Here is a 16,228-nt window from a genome sequence, read left to right as displayed (position 1 = left end):
AACAGGCAGGGTGAAATCACAGTCCGGAACGACTCTGTGGCAGGGCGGTACCACGATCGACCGACGCGCCGCCGCCTTGCCCCGACCCCTCGTGCGGGACGAGCACCATGCGATCGGCGATCTACTACCGGAGTTCAGTGAGGAGGCGCTACGCAAGTCCTACCGGGGCCAGGGGATGGAACTCATTCCCGGCATGTTCCGTACCCGGCAGAGCTTTCCGCGGGCTCACCGTTTCGACCTGACCGAACTCCTCGCGTGGGAACGGCGCACGAAGGCATTGATGTCTGCCGGCCAGGCGTTCGACGTCATCCATGATCCGTCCTTTCGGACGCTGAAGCCGTACGCCGTCATCCCCGTACAGGCTTTTGGGCAGCCCCTGCAGTCCGTCATCATGGAAATGCACCGTCGACTGTCTCTCGACCCGTACGGTTTCGCGCTGCTGTGGATCGGGAGCGGCGGATACGTGACCCCTCTGCACCATGACGGCGAAATGGTGCATGGCCGCTGGAACCTCGTCGTGCGCGGCAACAAGCAGTTCGACTTCGTTCCCCCGTCCTGCCGGCGCGTGCCGCGACGCCCGCTGTGGGACCTCTGCAGGCGGTTCAGTTCCATGTACACGTCCCCCGTCCCAGAAGCATGGCTCTCGGACGGTACCGGCGCCATCCGCGCCAATCTCGGGCCCGGTCAGATGGTTACCTGGGGCAGACGCTGGTGGCATCGCGTCGAGATCGACGACTCCGCCGTCACCATCACCCTGTCTACCCGAGGCCACCGACCGCAGGACAAGCTCCGGCCACGAGCGCTCGCTCAGAGGCTGGGCGTCAGGCTCTTCGGGGAAGTGGAGCACTACCTTGAGTCGCTTGACAGCCAGCCGCCAGTGATGACGCCGGGTGAACTGCGCTCGCTGTGCAGATGAATGTCAGCGGTCCTGGGCCTCCGTTGTGTCAGCGCTCGGGTTGCTCGGCCTTGATGACGAGCCAGTCAGCATCGATCGGCTCTTCGGTCGTGATCCCGCCGTGCCAGCACATCGCCGTTCCGTTCGCACTTGCCTTGACCGATGCGCCGAGATTTGCGATCTCCTTGCGCACCCGTCGGTGCTCGCCGAGAACGGCCTGGATCTCGGACTCCGTAAAGGCGAACCCGAGTTTGCGCCCTTCTTCGAGTGCCACCTTCGCGAACTCGGACGGGCTGAGTTCGTCGGTTCCGAGACCTAGTTCCGGGTGTTCGGGGATGTAGTCCCTGCAGAACTTCTCGAACGTCATCTTTTCGCTGTTGGGACGTGGCATGCCGTATCTCCTGTCATGCAATCGATCGATGAGAATGATGCTAATTCGTACCATACGGAACATGGCGTCGCATTTCATGCGCATGATGCGTACGGTTTCTCGGGCTATTCGGGTGAATTCATGTGTGGGTTGTGCGTCCCGCAGTGAACGTGCCGTCCGCAGCGTTCACCTGCCATCAGGCCAGAGCGCTGGCGCGCACGGCCGAGTACCCGCCCCCTTCGTCGCGCGGCCTGAGACGCTTCGCTGATCTGAAAGCTGAGGGTGGCTCTATACGTCGCCCGGGTGACGAGCGTTGCTCTCAGCCTTGAGGTGACCTGCGTCGTTTCGGACTTCATTGCACGATGTGGTCCGCCTCCATACAGGCCCCTGCTCAAGGGCCTCCGTGAGATGTGAAAGCGCGCATGAGTATCGGGTTGCCGCGGCCCAGGACTGCTTGAGCTTGTTGATCGCCTGCTCGACGGCTCACCGAACGGCCCCTCGTCGCCCTCGACGGCCTCGGCGTGCTCGGTCTAGAGCAACATCAAGATCCAACTGAGCCGCCCAGTCAGAACTTGGACTCTTGCCCAGTATTGCGCTTTGAGGAAGAACGGCGACTCTGACCCCCTTCCCGACAATATGTCCATTACGTGCCAACACAGTGGGAGCTGCTGGGTTCTTCGCCCCCATGAGCGAGCCGGGCCCGATGCATGCGGGAGGGCAACACGCCAACAGTTGACACAGAATCGAGCTGGAAAAGGCCGACGGTGTCCGAGGCCCGGATCATCTCGAAGGCCTGCCGGTCGTTGAGGTCGACGTGGTCGGGGTTGTCGAGATCGAGGAGGCGTCCGGTCGTGCGGCGGATCTCGGCGACCGCGTAGGCCATCGCGGACTGCATCCGCACGCCCAGGACGTCGAGCTTCAGGAGCCCAAGATCTTCGACGTCCTCCTTGTCGGCCTGCACCATCGGGTAGCCGGCCGGGGTCGGCTGCACCGGAAGTCGGTCCAGCAGCGACACGTTCGAAAGAATCACTCCGCACCGGGCGAATACCGGCGGCCGCGGCAGCGGTGGCGAAGCGAACCGTGCCCGCGACGGTATCCCGGTCGGTAAGCGCAAGCGTCGTCATCCCGCGCTCGGCAGCGCGCTGCACAAGAGCGCCGGGGAGGGAGGCTCCGTAACGGGCGGAGTATCCAGAGGCGACGCGCAGATGAGTAAATCCACGGCCTCACACCTCCGCCTCTCCCGTGTCCTCCCTGACCTGGGTCCTCTCCAGGTATCCACCATAACCAGGAATCGCACAAGCGTACGAATTAGCGCGGTGGACGTACCGCGCCTCGCGGCGATCGTCCGCGGCTCGCCAGGTCCATCGGTAACAGCGGCCGCACCTCCCACTCGGACCTGATCGCAAGGTGCGGGCCGCTGACCTGCGGTGTCTCATAAGAGACACACCAGTTAGGTGCGGACCGGGCGAGGAGCGCGCGGTGCATGGCCCCGACTGGCCGGCTGGCGACATCGGAGGGAGTGGGCGGTCATGGCACGCGCGATCTGGACCGGTGTGGTCACCTTCGGACTGGTGACCGTGCCAGTCGGTCTCTACTCCGCGACGGAGGACCACACCGTCCACTTCCACCAGCTGCAGCGCGGCACCGCCGACCGGATCCGCAACCGCAGGGTGAACGAACGCACCGGCGACGAGGTCGGCACCGGCGACATCGTCAAGGGCTACGAGGTGGGCGAGGGCGAGTACGTCCTGGTGGAGCCCGAGGAGCTGGACGAGATCGCGCCGGGCCGTTCCCAGACCATCGACATCACCGACTTCGTCGACCTTGAGGAGATCGAGCCGGTCTACTTCGACCGCACCTACTACCTCGCTCCGCGCGGCAAGGAGTACACCAAGGTCTACGAGCTGCTGCGGGCGGCACTGGCCCAGTCGAACAGGGTGGGCGTTGCGACGTTCGTGATGCGCGGCAAGCAGTACCTGACCGCCCTGCGCGCGGAGGACAAGATTCTGGTGCTGCAGACCCTGCACTGGGCCGATGAGGTCCGTGACCCGGGCAAGGAGCTGCCCGAACTGCCCTCCGGCCGCGCCGGGAAGGGCAAGGAGCTGGACATGGCGCTGCAGCTGGTCGATTCCCTCAGCGGACCGTGGGAACCCTCCCGCTACCGCGACACCTACCAGGAGAAGGTGCGCGAGCTGGTGAAGGCGAAGGCCGAGGGCCAGGAGGTCGCCGCGGCCGAGGAGGCGCCGGCGGCCACCAACGTCGTCGACCTGATGCAGGCGTTGCAGGGCAGCATCGACCAGGCCCACGGCGGCAAGAAGAAGCAGGCGGGCTCGGCACGCAAGACAGCACCCAAGCCTGCCGCAAGGACGTCGCGGAGGACCGCCGGCAGGAAGGAGCAGCCGAAGGCCGCCAGGGCAGCGTCCCGCGAGCGGGGGGCGGGTAAGAGCGAGCTGCGGCAGCTGAGCAAGGCAGAGCTGTACGAGCGGGCCACCGAGCAGGACCTGCCCGGCCGGTCAAAGATGAGCCGGCAAGAACTCATCGACGCTCTCAGCCGTACCAGGGGCCGCCGCAAGAAGACGAGCGCTGCCTGACTCTCGACCATGCCGTGGAACCTGCCCGAGCCCATGCTCAGCGCCCCTGTCTCCCAGCCCGACCTGCGGCCCGGCTGGGCCGCGGAGGCGAAGTGGGACGGCTTCCGGGCCCTGCTCTCCGCCGACGCCGGGAAGGTGGAGCTGCGCTCCAGGCGCGGCACCGACATGGGCCCCGCGTTCCCTGAAATCGTGGCCGGCGCCGCGCAGCTGCCGGACGCGACCGCGCTGGACGGCGAGCTCGTCGTGTGGGAGGAGAACCGGCTCGCCTTCGAGCGGCTGCAGAAGCGGCTCCAGCGGCGCGGCGCCGGGGCGGCCCGGGCCGCCGATGAGGCGCCCGCCCACTTCGTCGCATTCGACCTGCTCCGCCTGTCCGGCACGGACACCACGGCCTGGCCGTACCAGCGGCGCAGGGCCGCGCTCGAGTCCGTCTTCGTCGCCCAGCACCTGTCGGCGCCGTGGGCTCTGTGCCCGTCGACCACTGACCCGGACACCGTGAAGGAGTGGCTCACGTGGGCAGCGGTCGGAATAGAAGGTGTGGTCTTCAAACGCCTGGACGGCTCCTACCAGCAGTCGGTCAGGGGGTGGTTGAAGTACAAAACACGTGAGACGACCGAGGCGATCGTCGGCGGAGTCACCGGCCCACTCACCTCACCCCGCAGCCTCCTGCTCGGCAGATACGACGCCCAGGGGCGCCTGCAGTACACCGGCCGTAGCACCACCCTCGCCCGTGCCGCCGGCAGCACCATCGCCGGGCACCTCACCCCGGCCGGTCCGGAGCATCCGTGGACGGGCTGGTCATTCTCCGCCGGCTGGGGCACCACGGAGAAGCTCACGGTGACCCTCGTGCACCCCAAACTGGTGGTCGAGGTCGGCGTCGACGTCGCCCGCGACGCCAGTGGCCGATGGCGCCACCCCGCACGCCTCCACAGGGCCCGTCCCGACCTCTCTTCTGCCGACGTCCCTCTCCAGTCCACCCCACCATGACCGAACGCAGCGCGGCGGCCCGACGGCGATCACCACGAGCGCGACACCTCACTGGGCCTCGAACAGTCGTGTCAATCAGGCCGTATTCTGCGGGAAGGCGATCGGTCGTGGTCGCCCAGAACAGGAAACGACGATGACGACTCCCGTGCCGCCGGTGACAGAACCCGACCCCTCCGTCCACACCTGCTCCGGTGATTTGGTCGGCCCGTGCGCAAAGTGCCAGCGCAAGACCCACAAGTACGGCCGCGGCGGCTGCCCGCTGTGCCAGTGGTGCATGACACCGGCCATGGCCAAGTGGGGACCCGGCGTGCGGTACGCCACCGCACGCGGCTAGTGCTCTGACCGCATACCTTCGCCGGGTTGGGCGGATGTGGGGCCATTAATGCCAGCTACCTGGCCGAGGCATCCGCCTATGCTCGGCTCGTGCAGCCGCTTTCCGACCGCAGCAATCCGTTGATCACGGCGTTCCCAGCCGAGCTTGCAAGCGATGCCGAGGCAGTCCTGGCGGTGATGACTGATTCTCGGCTCCAGCCGCATGCCTCGTTCTCGGTCGCTGTCGAGGGCCAGCAGGTTTTGATCCCCGGGCGCCTCTACAACGACGAGCCGCCAACTGACAGGGTGGCGTCGCTTTCGTCGCGCCAACAACAGCTTCTGCACTGCCTGTACTCAAGGCACTGCGACGGCATGGTCAGGCAGCGCCACCTGGAGAAGGTCGTTGGTTCCACGGACCCATGGGTCGTCCCCTTCGTCGTGCAGCTGGTTGGCGAGTACGTCTTGGAGATCCTGGTCGTCATCTGCGATGAGCTCCGTGATCTCGCCACGCCCGGCACCTACGGCCACCTCGCTTACGGGCAGTTCCTCGTGGACAACGCTGCCTTCTTCGCGCGCACTCAACGGCGGGTCGTGAGCTACTGGAGCTGTTACTACCGGGGCACCTACGCGAGTTTTCGGGGCTACCCGGGGTGCACGATTCTTGACCTCCTACGGTCCGCTGCCTCCGACAGAGCAGGACATCCCTTGCCCAACCTCGCTCCAGCTGGCGCCAGGGTGGACGGCTACTGCTAGAACCCGGCCGGGCAAGGTCGCCGGGCTGGTCAAGCGGCATCGGCGAGGGGACGTCCGCCCCAACGGATGCCCTTCTCGCTGCGGATGCGAGCGCGCTCGCGGCGCTGGGCTGCCAGCACGTCGGGGTGACGGGCATTCGCGTTGCGCCAGCGCAGATGGGCGTGCAGGGCCCGGGTCTGCACGGTGTGGTTGCGGTGGTTGGAGTTGGCGATGGTGAACTGCCGCAGCGGCCCGAAGTGCGCCTCGATTGGGTTGGCCCAGGACGCGTATGTCGGCGTGAAGCACAGCTCGACTCGGTTCTTCTTCGCCCAGCGGCGGATCGTCTCGCCCTTGTGGGCGGACAGGTTGTCCAGGATGACGTAGATGGGGGCGCCGTCCGGTCGGGCAGCCCGGACCGATCTGAGCGCGGCCAGCGTGTTCGCGGCGCCCTTCTTCCGGCGGTTGACGCCCCAGAGCGTGTCGTCACCAACCGAATAGCAGCCGTGGAAGTACCTGACGCCATGCGTGCGGTGGTAGGTCGCCGGGTGCCGCTCGGGGTGACTGGCCGGGGCCCAGCCCGCACCACCGGTGGGGCGGATGCCGAGCGGGCCGAACTCGTCGAACGCGAAGACCCGGTCCGGGAAGCGGTCCAGGACCTCCTCGATCCGGTCCAGCTTTGCCTCGCGGTCGGGGTCCGGGGACTCCTTCCACGTCTTGGTGCGCTGGAAGGTGATGCCGCGGCGGGCGAGCAGACGGCGTAACGCCTCGCGGCCGATGCGGATGACCCGCCCATGGACCTTCCGCAGGTGGGACAACAGTTTGCGGATGGACCAGCGAGTGAAAGGCTGACCGAGCTTGGTGGGGCGGGTGGTGGCCGTCTGGATGACGAAGTCCTCGTCGTCAGGGCTGAGCAGGCGGGGACGGCCTCCCGCCCACCGAGGGTCCAGACAGGCCAGGCCGATCTCGTTGAATCGGTGGATCACCTCCCGGACGGTGCCGTCGTCGGCCTGCACCAGCTGGGCGATCACCGGGACCCGGTTCCCGCCGGCCGACGCCAGCAGCATCATCGCGCGTCGGAAGCGGACCGAACTGGTGCTGCCCCGACGCACGATCTGCTGCAGCTTCTGCCCCTCCTGATCGGTCAACCTGCGCACGCGGACAGGCTCAGCCACCACACCCCCAGCACTCGGATCGGACGTCACGCAACATCCAACCGCCCCGACCACCAACCCGGCGAACCAATGTGGTCAGAGCACTAGCCACAGGGCGCCGGCCCGATCCGAGGGGTGCCAGCTACGACCACTTCTCGGTCAGTCGTCTGGCAGGAAAACGAGAGCGGCACGGTGTGGTGCGCCACTGGCATGGCGCTCTTAGGCTGGTGCTGCTCGGGGCTACTGCGGAGGTCTCCCATGCCCCGAACCGTGTGGAGCGGAGCCATCAGCTTCGGCCTGGTCACCGTGCCGATCAACGTCCAGTCCGCGACCGAGGACCACTCGATTCGCTTCCACCAGTACCACCTGGAGGACATGGGCCGCGTCCGCGTCCGAAAGTTCTGCGAGGTCGAGGACCGCGAGGTGCACACCGACGAGATCGGTAAGGGCTACGAACTGACCAAGACACAGGTCATCCCGATCTCGGACGAGGAACTCAGCGATCTTCCACTCCCGACGGCGAAAGCAATCGAGATCGTCGCATTCGTGCCACTGGAGTCGATCGATCCGATCCGCATCGGCGAGGGCTACTACCTCCAGCCGAAGGAACAGGTCGCTGCCAAGCCGTACAAGCTCCTCGCGAGAGCCCTGAGCCGCTCGGCCAAGGTCGCCGTGGCGAAATACGCCTGGTCAGGGCGCGAAAGGCTGGGCCTGCTGCGGGTGCGCGAGGACGTGATCGTGCTGCACGCCATGCGCTGGCCCGACGAGATCCGCGACCCCAGCTCCCTGCTACCGCCGCCGGTTGAGCTGTCCGACGACGAGATCGAAGGCGCACTGGCGCTCATGGACTCCATGACGCGCGAAGACCTGGAAGGCGATGACTTCCAGGACACCTACACCGAGGCACTGGAGCAGATTCTCGAGGCCAAACGGGAGCACCGCGAGCCGCCGCACCTGGAGGAGCCGGAGCAGAAGCCGGGCCAGATCGTCGACCTCATGGCCGCCCTGACCGAGTCGGTCCAAAAGGCGCGGGCGGGCCGAGGCGAGGACGCCGAGGTGCACGAGATGCCGGAGAAGAAGACGGCAAAGAAGCAGCCGGCCAAGAAGGCCGCAGCGAAGAAGGCGTCAGCTCGCCGACCACGCAGCGCCTAGGAGCCACCACGTGGACATCGAGCTGACGTACAGCAAAGGGTTACTGCGCGAGATCGGCGGCGTGGCGATCACCTACGGACCACGGGAGGGGGCCGACACCACGCCGCGCGCCATGGGCTCATGGACGCTCGAGTACCAGCGCTTCAGTTCAACTTTGAAGGCGGTAGGCGGCATCGAGGTCACCTACCGCCGCTGGTCAAGCCTGCCTCTCACCGTTGGCCAGTGGAGGTGCGAACAACGCAAATCCCGCCTGGAGCACATCGGCCCCTACGAGCTGCAGTACGACCGAAGCGGCCGCACCTGTGCCGTCGGCCCGTTCCAGATCGACTACGACCAAGGCGGGAGCCGTCCCGCCCGTGCGAGATTGCAGAGCAACGATCAAGCGCTTCCCGACGAGCTGCTCTTGGTGCTCTTTCTCGTGCTGTTCTGGCAGCAGCAGGCCTGGGACGCCTACTACCAAGCCAACCGATGACAGGCCACCAGGTGGGTCTCAGGTGAAGGGGGTATAGGTGACGGTCTGGCCGGGGCAGGCGGCGGCCAGGTCATTCAGGGCGGCGTGCTCGGTGTCATCCACGGAGAGATTCCAGCGGAGTTTCGTGCCGGTCCATTCGGCCGCATACCGGCAGTGGACGTCGCCAGCTGGGGGAAGCCACTGGGCCGGGTCCTGGTCCGCTTTGCTGCGGTTGGAGCGGGCAGTGACCGCGACGAGACTGCTCGGTGCTCCCTGATCGTTGGCGTAGGCTTCCCGCCGCTGCGCGGTCCAGGCCGAAGCTCCGCTGTCCCAGGCTTCGGCCAGGGGCACCATGTGGTCGATGTCCAGGCCGGAGGCGGACGTCACCGAGGTCTGGTCGTAGTACGACCACCAGGTGCCGCCAGTGAGCCGGCACCTCGGACCCACGACCGGCGCCTCGATGGCTTCGGCGATGAGGACTTCATTGCGCGTGGAGCAGCCGTCGGCCGGATCGTCGCCGGAGTTCCAGTGCTTGAACGCCTCGCGGGTGTAACCGTCGCGGGACTCGGTGACCCGCGGCAACCTGGCGACGGCTTCGACGAGAGGAACGGTCTCTGCCGCATGGGCGGGCGGTGCGATGGTGAGGGACAGGACGCTGAGGAGCACGGCGGGCAGGCCGCGCAGCAGAGCGGTACGCATGGACTGTTGGTAGCGGCCTGCCAGGGGCGCACGTGCCGGGTTCGGCGGTGGCGCCCCTCGTGTGAGTGCAATGGTCGTACCGGAGAAGCGACATGGCCCGCTGTGCTCACGCGGCGGGGACGTCCCGCAGTTCCCGTCGGCGCGTTCGTGGTGGTGCCCGGTGGAGATCGCCCAGGCCGGTGTGGTGGTCGTCCGGCAGCGCGGTCAGGGCGACGATCGTAGGCGGCAGCCCGCATGTTCGCTGTCGCCGGCGTGCTGGGAACAGGCCGTATGGTCGATGTGCAGCAGCTGGCCGTGAGCGAGGGGTCGGGCACCTGGCCGGGGCGCGGGCGGCGACCGCGCGGCCACCAGCGTCGCGGCGGCGTTCGGCCGGTGCCCGTCGGCGCGACGGAGCCGGTTCCGCGAGGCTGGTCGCGGCCTTCGGGGCGCCGTGAGCGGCATCCAGGACAACCCGAAGCAGACCGCGACCGGCACCGTCCCGGCCGGCGGGGGCAAGGTCACCTTTGAGATCGACAAGGACGATCCCCAGAACGTCACCAGCAACCGGTTCACCGGCGAGCGCTTCGAGAAAGCCCTGAACGTTACCCTCAACTCGGTGGTGTTCCGCTCCTCCGGTCAAGACCTGACCACCGCCGGCACCTACATCGAGATGACCTCCCGCCTGACCGAACCCGTCCTGTTGGGCTTGGCCGTCCTCGCCGTCCGCAACCGCGTCTAACGCTGCTGCTGTCGAACAGGGCGATCTGATCGCCGCAAGCTGTGGATTGCGCTGGTGGTGCTTCAACGACTGTGGCTGGGGTTGTATGCGGTCCCGCCCGGTCCGGCGTCCTTCTCCGACAGTGACGTGGACTGCAAGCCGGGTCCGGAGGCACGCAGGGTGCGGACACGGCGGATTGCCGCTGCCGTTGTGAGGCTCAGGCACACCAAGGTGAGGGCCGAGGTGCCGTATGCCGGCAGGTTCGCCGGCGGGTCCTCCACCCAACCGTGGGTGAGGGCCCTGGACGGCTTCTCGGGGTCGTACGTGACGAGTATGGCCCCATCAGGCCGGGCCTCGGGATACATCCCAGCGTAGTCCGAGAGCTTGACCTCGGCTCCCATCCGAGGGCCGCTCACGAAGCGCACCTTGACGTACTTCGGCTTCGAATCCACGCCGACGACGGTGGCAGCGGAAGTGACGCCCCTGGCCCGCAGGTCCCGTACCAAAGAGTGCGGTGGTAGCCAGAAGACGGCAGTCATCCCCGCGCAGAGGAGCGACATGCCGAGCCCGGCCAGGATCACGCGGCGCTGTGGGAGCTCCGGACGTGGCTTCCATCCCGCTGCTCTGCTCACCACCTGGCGGGCCCGGCGGGCCCGATCAACGTGCGGCGGCAGCTGATACTCGTCCGCGGGGCGTCTGTTCTTCTTCCTGGCCACGGCTGGGATCCCTCATCACGAATACAGGGGGACTGATCGTTCGAGGCTCATCCTTGCAAACTCGCAGACTGGGCCGGTCCCGTCCTGGTCACGACGGTCGCGCCTGGGTTGTCAGTGGCGCGCAGTACGGTAGAGCCCGTAGTAGACGGCATGCCGCGAACCGCCGTTTCCGCTGCTGCCCCCGCGCCCACGCCGCACCGGGGCAGCGCCGCCGGACAAGGACCGAAGTCGGGTCCCGCGCAGCACCACCCGAAGGACCCGTCTGTCCGGCTGCGCCACGCGACGTCCGGCGGGAAGCGTGGGGTCCCGCTGTGGAGACGAGACGACCGTGACTAAGACCGGCAGCGACCACCTCAAGCGCCAGGCCCGCCAGATCGCCCGAACCACCGGCCGCCGCTTCCCCGATGTCCTCGCCGAGCTGCGCGGGGCACCCCGCACAACACCGCCGCCCTCGAAAGAACTCGTCCTGCATTGCCACGGCCTGGCGCATCCCATCGACGGCGGCCGGTGCGCTCGTACGGACGGACATCACCTGCTCGACGGCACCTGGTCCTGGTGCTCCCCGGAACCCAACATGCCGGCGCACATCTGGCAGGGCTACCACGCTGCCGCCGACGAGGGCCGCCGGGCGCAGCACGAGGCGTGGCTGACTTCGCTGACCCCGGCCGAACGCTCCGAATGGGAAGCAGAGCAGGAGGCGGCGTACTCGGCGGACATGGCCGACGAGGCCCGCGAGCCGTACGACCCGGCCGAGGAGAAGTACCAAGAGCTGGTCCTGGATGCGCTGGACGACGAGCTCCGGGGCGCCGAGACGGACGACTTCAGTGAGTACCACGACGACGGCGAGTACGCCGACGAGGAGATGTGGGACGGGGCCTACCGGTAAACCCCCGGCAAGATCACCGGCACCCCGTAGCCACCCGCAGCTGCAGCACCTCGGACGGAGACCCCGCATGCCCACCACCACTGCCAGCACGCTCAAGACGTACGGCCCCCTGCAGTTCCCCGCCCGCTCCGGACTGACGCTGTGGCAGTTCAGCCGCGCCCAGCGCATCGGGCTCATCCCCGGCCCCGACGTCGCCGGTGACCGATGGTCCGCAGCCGTCTTCGACGACGCGATCGCCCGCATCGACGCCATCAAGGAGGCCGTCGGCACCCTGCCCGACGTCGGCGCGACCCGCGCCGAGGAGCACCTCGCCGAGCGTTTCAACATGGTCGTGCACCCCGGCACCGCCGCCGAACTCGATCGCCGCGGCCACCTGCCCGTGGTCGGCGACCACAAGGGCTACCCCCTGTACTGCGGGCTCGCCCTGGAGAACTTCACAGACCGGCGGAAGATCGCACGCGCCTCGACCGCCGGGCAGCTCCACATGCGCGACGCCGCAGCACGGATCCTCGGGCTTCGCGCCTCGGACTTCGACCACCTGATCCGTGCCGGGCTCCTGGCCCACGCGGACACGGCCCGCTCCAGCTGGAACAAGCACGACGTCGTCCTGCTCTACCGCCAGGCCGACCTGGACCGGATCGCCCGAAGCGGCCGCATCGACTGGGATGCCGTCCGTGCGACCCCCAAGGGCCACCAGTCCCCGCTCGCAGCGCTCCCTACCCGGAAGGCGGCCACCCGAACAGCCAAGGCGGACACCGACTAGGAGCTGTCCGGCCGATCTTGAAACTCCAGAAGTGCGGACGCCGGTCCTGCCGTCACAGCAGCCTGGTAGCGCTCTTCCACCAGGCGAACGAACACACGGTCACGGCGATCGCCCGCTTCCATGGTGCGGCGCCACCCCGGCCCTTCGCGTTCCCACTGTTCGCGCGCGATCTCACCGCGGAAGTGCCCGTCGAGTTTCACCGCGAGTTTCTCGACGGGAAGATGGCCGATGCGGAAGCGCTGCAATAGCTCTCCGAGAGCGAGCGACGTCACTAAATGCTGCCGGTGCCGCTTCAAGTCCACTGGCGTCCCGGGCGGTGACCACGCCACGAGCAGGTCCGGATCACTCAGCGCGAGCATTGCGAGTTGCAGATGGCTGTCTCTGATCGCCTGCTCATTGCTTGTGCGCGTCTGCCGGACTTGATAGAGGAGCGAGAGAGCCACACCGGCCAGAGCGATGGCCGAGAGCACGACGGACACAGCCCCGTAGGTCTGGCTGATGTCACCGAGCTTCCCCCAGTCGCTGTTCGTCGGAGCCAACGCGGCCAGTACGAACGGTGTGGAAGCAATCAGGCCCAGCAGTCCGAGCCCGAGCACGGCGTATGCCAAGGCCGTTCGTAGCCTCCGCGCGCCCCGCACCCTGCCGATGCGAGTTCTCACATGCCCCCCCAAGAACACCTTACTGCCGGTTCGCTGATCAGAATGAAGCTGACCCTGACGTCCGGCAAGGGGCCCTCCAGCGGCCAGTCGCCCGCTGGCGGCTCAGTTAGGACCTTCAGCAGGCCCGGTGCACGGTCGGCGAGGAGGTCGATGACCGCGCTGGTGTAGGCGTGGGCGGCGGACTCGCTGATCCCGAACCCGGCAGCGACCACTATCGCGCGCTGGGACGGACGGAGCTTGCAGCGGCGGTCACCCTTACGGGTGACGATGAGCATGGTGACCCACTCCACGAGCGCATGTGGCAGGTCGAGTGCGGCAGGATAGATGGCCAACGAGGCCCCTGAGCAGCGTGGTTGAGACGTCAGACATCTCGATCAACTGCCCGGGGGCCTCGCTCGTTATGCTTCACGATTGTCAGCCGATCGGTGGCCCGCTCGAAGAAGCTCAGTGACTCTGGGTGGGTACACGAGCGCCCCCGGCCGGTTGCGGAGCCGGGGGCGGTGCCTGGGGTGACTTCGACGAGTGGGCAGCCGTCGGCTGCTCGGCCAGAGTGCGAGACCTGACGGGGTTTTGCAATCGGCTGCGGGGTTGGTGGGTGGTGAAAGTGAGCGGTGTGTCGCGCGCTCACCACTACCGGTAGTTGTCGTCTCTACCCAGCCATAGACCGGGGTGAGGGGAACACGCGCACGCGTATCTGATCCCCGCATGACGTGGTCACCCGACGGGATGGTGGAGCCCGTCGTAGCAGCCTCGGCGGGGGACTCGGTGACCCCCTGGGGAGCTGGCGGCCCTGGGCTGGCGCCTTCATCACCGTCTGGCGGCTGACCGCCCTCCCAGCCATCGCCTGACCGACCGACACTCGCCCCGACGAGAACCGAAGAGGAGAGGACCGCACCACCCCGGGGGACACGGGCGCTCCGCTGGGCCGATCAACGACCGACGGTCCCAGCTGACGAAATCGAGGCTGGACTTCAGAAGGTCACAAGGGCGAAGTGTCCCTTCTGGGGCGGTGCTGATCAGACTCCGCGGAACGAATACGCCGAGAGTGCCACCGACTCCGGATGGTGTGAATTACTAGAGCCAAAGCAACAGCGCCCGCGATGAACCGAATAACATTCCAAGTAATTCCAAGGACCGCACGTTGCCCATCCGCCTCTACAGCCAGTTGCATGGAGGTCTCGAAAAGCGCTACGAGCGGAACAACCAGTCGGAATGGGAGACCGCCGACACTTGGAATTCGCGCCAGGTTACCCAAGAGCCCGACGGGTGCCCCAAGGACAAAAGCTGCCATTCCCCATACAAGCATACTGGAGTAATTTACCTCGCCGGTGGCGCCAGATTCCAGTCCGGCCGGGATGGTGGGGCTCAGGTCCTTGAATACATAGTATGTGACCACACCGATAGCCAACCCCAAAGAGGACAGCAACGCTGACTCAATTTTGGATCGGCCGAAATAGCCCACCAAGAACGCATAACAGACCCACGACCACCCATCGGAAAAAACAACATTCAGGGAGGCGCAAACGGGATTGCCCCATTTTTCGGTAAGGGGCCCCGCTAGTCCAAGTAGAAAACCGACCCCGGGGGGCACTGCGAGCGGCGCAACACGAGTGCGCGGAAAGTGTGCGATTTCTTCTTCCCTGTTCCGTGTTTAATTCAAAGTAGGAGGTGGCGCCACTCGGATACTGCGCAGCCGACGGAAAGGACCCGAGTGGCGCACCAACCTAGCCTTTAGCGAAAGGGTGACCGCGCCATGCGGGGATCAGGATCTACTCATCAAGACTGTAGAAGGTTTCACAGGTGTAGGCACCGCCCCCTGTCCGGTTGGCATAGGAGGTTTTGCCAGCGGCCGCGTAAGCGCTCCCCTTCAATGCGCCAATCTTGACCGAGGAATGGTGCATTTTAGTGCCGTGGTAGTAGTTCGAGTAGCAGTACTTACCGTCGGTGGTCAGCTCGTAGCCGTAGCACCAATTTCCGCCACTGGCACCGATGCAGCCCTGCGCCGTAGCAGGAGAATTGTCTATGTTGATCACCATCGCACCCCATTTTGAGGGGTTACCCAGCTCTGCAGGCGGCTTTGTCCCGTCACCACGCTTATGGAAGGTGACCTGGCCGATCTTGGAACCATCCGCGGCGACGACAGTGCCGTTCGCCGTAACGGTGGCGGCCTGAGAGGCGTCTGCGGCCGCCGGCGTAGCGAAGCTAAATGCTGCGAGCGCCACGCTCACAAAGCCGAGAACGATCGATCTGCCGGATATCCTCACGGTATTCCTCCCCTAACTCCCCCAGTGGGAGTTTGCGTAATGATCTTGGGTGAGGGAACGGGTGGCAGTCAATAGCCTCGATAAGGACTGTCCGAAAAAGGACTGTCCGTTAAAGGGCTGTAGTGCAGCATTCGGCAGGATGTGGTCAGTTCGCCGTCCTTGAACTGGACTTTTGTGGGCCTACGGTACGGGTCAGAGCCTCGCCACCCGTACTGGATTTTCCCGACGTAGTGCTCCCCGTGAGATGGGGTCACGGGAGTCGATGTCGGTGCAGTAGGCGTCGAAGACGTCTCCGGCCGTGAGGGGGTTGAGGTCTCCCGCTCGCATCCGACAGCCGTAGACGCAGTCTGGGGCCCCTGAGCTGCGGTCCTCATGACGAGTGAGCCGGGCAGAGCCGCGAGACGGATGGCGAGGACCGTGGTGAGTTCGAGGGCCTCGGTGTCGTCGAGGTGGGTAGCACCGTGGGGGTCCGTGTCCGCGTGCAGGATGGAGACCAGCGTCTCCAGCGTGGCCGAGACGCCGTACAGCAGGTGGCGGTGGCCAGGGTCGGCCGTGTCGAGGATGCGGACGAGGAAGTCTGGGGCGCTGGCGAAGGGACCTTGGCCGACGTTCTTTCCGCAGGCGCCGAGACGGGCCAGGAGTGTGGAAACGTACTCCCGGGTGGCCTTGCGGACGGCTTCGTCGATCGGGACCGGGACGAGCTCGGCCAGGGGCTCGCCGTCGTACGGGATCGTGGAGCCCGTCGTGGCACCCTCTGCGGTGAAGCACGTACCGCTGGACAACGACTATGGCGCCCCTCGTAGGCAGTCAATGAGGGTTTTCAGAGTGGCCCCCGGACGGGTGACGGCGGGACCGTAAGCAACGGACAGGGTCCCCGTGCCGTTGAGAGAGGTGTCTAGGTCTCAA

The 16,228-nt window shown here is 66.5% G+C and carries 16 protein-coding genes and 4 pseudogenes; 10 read left to right on the top strand and 10 right to left on the bottom strand.

The window, feature by feature from the left end; all coding sequences use genetic code 11:
- The first annotated feature begins 10 nt into the window (after positions 1-10).
- Positions 11-916, top strand: coding sequence for a cupin-like domain-containing protein (locus tag HNR57_RS40790; RefSeq protein ID WP_184567929.1), 906 nt, complete (start codon positions 11-13; stop codon positions 914-916).
- A gap of 28 nt (positions 917-944) precedes the next feature.
- Here HNR57_RS40790 and HNR57_RS38435 read toward each other — a convergent pair whose 3' ends face one another.
- The 3 genes and pseudogenes from HNR57_RS38435 to HNR57_RS41045 form a co-directional block, all read right to left on the bottom strand.
- Positions 945-1,286: a hypothetical protein gene (locus tag HNR57_RS38435; protein WP_184567927.1), complete on the bottom strand. Its 342-nt coding sequence runs from the start codon at positions 1,284-1,286 to the stop codon at positions 945-947.
- Positions 1,287-1,983: 697 nt separating this feature from the next.
- Positions 1,984-2,304 (bottom strand): annotated as a pseudogene (locus tag HNR57_RS38430) (DNA polymerase III subunit alpha); the annotation flags it as partial.
- A gap of 55 nt (positions 2,305-2,359) precedes the next feature.
- A pseudogene (locus HNR57_RS41045) lies at positions 2,360-2,413 on the bottom strand (hypothetical protein); the annotation flags it as partial.
- 381 nt (positions 2,414-2,794) lie between these two features.
- Here HNR57_RS41045 and ku (HNR57_RS38420) point away from each other — a divergent pair.
- The 4 genes from ku (HNR57_RS38420) (at position 2,795) to HNR57_RS38405 (ending at position 5,905) form a co-directional block, all read left to right on the top strand.
- On the top strand, positions 2,795-3,856 hold the full coding sequence (ku, locus tag HNR57_RS38420; protein ID WP_184567926.1) for a non-homologous end joining protein Ku: 1,062 nt from the start codon (positions 2,795-2,797) through the stop codon (positions 3,854-3,856).
- A gap of 9 nt (positions 3,857-3,865) precedes the next feature.
- Positions 3,866-4,840 (top strand): ATP-dependent DNA ligase, encoded by a 975-nt coding sequence (locus HNR57_RS38415; RefSeq protein WP_184567924.1) that lies wholly within the window; start codon positions 3,866-3,868, stop codon positions 4,838-4,840.
- Between the two features lie 133 nt (positions 4,841-4,973).
- The gene (locus HNR57_RS38410; RefSeq protein ID WP_184567922.1) at positions 4,974-5,174 is read left to right on the top strand and encodes a hypothetical protein; all 201 of its coding nucleotides are present in this window, start codon (positions 4,974-4,976) and stop codon (positions 5,172-5,174) included.
- Positions 5,175-5,263: 89 nt separating this feature from the next.
- Positions 5,264-5,905 (top strand): hypothetical protein, encoded by a 642-nt coding sequence (locus tag HNR57_RS38405; protein WP_184567920.1) that lies wholly within the window; start codon positions 5,264-5,266, stop codon positions 5,903-5,905.
- A 29-nt stretch (positions 5,906-5,934) separates the two neighbouring features.
- On the opposite strand, the gene HNR57_RS38400 is transcribed toward HNR57_RS38405, so the two are convergent.
- A complete protein-coding gene (locus tag HNR57_RS38400) occupies positions 5,935-7,056 on the bottom strand; it encodes an IS630 family transposase (RefSeq protein ID WP_313675824.1) in 1,122 nt (373 codons plus the stop codon).
- A gap of 237 nt (positions 7,057-7,293) precedes the next feature.
- Between HNR57_RS38400 and ku (HNR57_RS38395) the strand changes: the two genes are divergently transcribed.
- Both ku (HNR57_RS38395) and HNR57_RS38390 read left to right on the top strand, forming a co-directional pair.
- The gene (gene ku, locus HNR57_RS38395; protein ID WP_184567916.1) at positions 7,294-8,187 is read left to right on the top strand and encodes a non-homologous end joining protein Ku; all 894 of its coding nucleotides are present in this window, start codon (positions 7,294-7,296) and stop codon (positions 8,185-8,187) included.
- A gap of 10 nt (positions 8,188-8,197) precedes the next feature.
- Positions 8,198-8,659, top strand: a complete 462-nt coding sequence (locus HNR57_RS38390) for a hypothetical protein (RefSeq protein ID WP_184567914.1) — start codon at positions 8,198-8,200, stop codon at positions 8,657-8,659.
- An 18-nt stretch (positions 8,660-8,677) separates the two neighbouring features.
- Here HNR57_RS38390 and HNR57_RS38385 read toward each other — a convergent pair whose 3' ends face one another.
- The gene (locus HNR57_RS38385) at positions 8,678-9,337 is read right to left on the bottom strand and encodes an HNH endonuclease family protein (protein WP_184567912.1); all 660 of its coding nucleotides are present in this window, start codon (positions 9,335-9,337) and stop codon (positions 8,678-8,680) included.
- Between the two features lie 442 nt (positions 9,338-9,779).
- Between HNR57_RS38385 and HNR57_RS38380 the strand changes: the two are divergent.
- Positions 9,780-10,055: pseudogene (locus HNR57_RS38380) on the top strand (hypothetical protein); the annotation flags it as partial.
- Between the two features lie 62 nt (positions 10,056-10,117).
- Here HNR57_RS38380 and HNR57_RS38375 read toward each other — a convergent pair.
- Complete coding sequence (locus tag HNR57_RS38375) at positions 10,118-10,750, bottom strand: hypothetical protein (protein WP_184567908.1); 633 nt, start codon at positions 10,748-10,750, stop codon at positions 10,118-10,120.
- Positions 10,751-11,078: 328 nt separating this feature from the next.
- On the opposite strand from HNR57_RS38375, the gene HNR57_RS38370 reads away from it, so the two are divergent.
- Together HNR57_RS38370 and HNR57_RS38365 are read left to right on the top strand one after the other, a co-directional pair.
- Positions 11,079-11,636: a hypothetical protein gene (locus HNR57_RS38370; protein ID WP_184567906.1), complete on the top strand. Its 558-nt coding sequence runs from the start codon at positions 11,079-11,081 to the stop codon at positions 11,634-11,636.
- A 67-nt stretch (positions 11,637-11,703) separates the two neighbouring features.
- The gene (locus HNR57_RS38365; RefSeq protein ID WP_246555397.1) at positions 11,704-12,399 is read left to right on the top strand and encodes a hypothetical protein; all 696 of its coding nucleotides are present in this window, start codon (positions 11,704-11,706) and stop codon (positions 12,397-12,399) included.
- On the opposite strand, the gene HNR57_RS38360 is transcribed toward HNR57_RS38365, so the two are convergent.
- From HNR57_RS38360 to HNR57_RS38345, 4 genes and pseudogenes are all read right to left on the bottom strand, one after another.
- Positions 12,396-13,007: a DUF6082 family protein gene (locus tag HNR57_RS38360; protein ID WP_184567904.1), complete on the bottom strand. Its 612-nt coding sequence runs from the start codon at positions 13,005-13,007 to the stop codon at positions 12,396-12,398. The genes HNR57_RS38365 and HNR57_RS38360 overlap by 4 nt on opposite strands.
- A gap of 110 nt (positions 13,008-13,117) precedes the next feature.
- Positions 13,118-13,390 (bottom strand): annotated as a pseudogene (locus HNR57_RS38355) (transposase family protein); the annotation flags it as partial.
- Between the two features lie 1,437 nt (positions 13,391-14,827).
- Positions 14,828-15,322 (bottom strand): lactococcin 972 family bacteriocin, encoded by a 495-nt coding sequence (locus HNR57_RS40785; RefSeq protein WP_184567902.1) that lies wholly within the window; start codon positions 15,320-15,322, stop codon positions 14,828-14,830.
- Positions 15,323-15,390: 68 nt separating this feature from the next.
- Entirely contained in the window at positions 15,391-16,104 is a 714-nt protein-coding gene (locus HNR57_RS38345) for a hypothetical protein (RefSeq protein WP_184567900.1), read from the bottom strand.
- Between the last annotated feature and the right edge of the window lie 124 nt (positions 16,105-16,228).

This window comes from Streptomyces paradoxus, from assembly GCF_014202475.1.
Classification (GTDB): domain Bacteria; phylum Actinomycetota; class Actinomycetes; order Streptomycetales; family Streptomycetaceae; genus Streptomyces; species Streptomyces paradoxus.
This window is presented reverse-complemented; position numbering and strand designations above follow the sequence as displayed.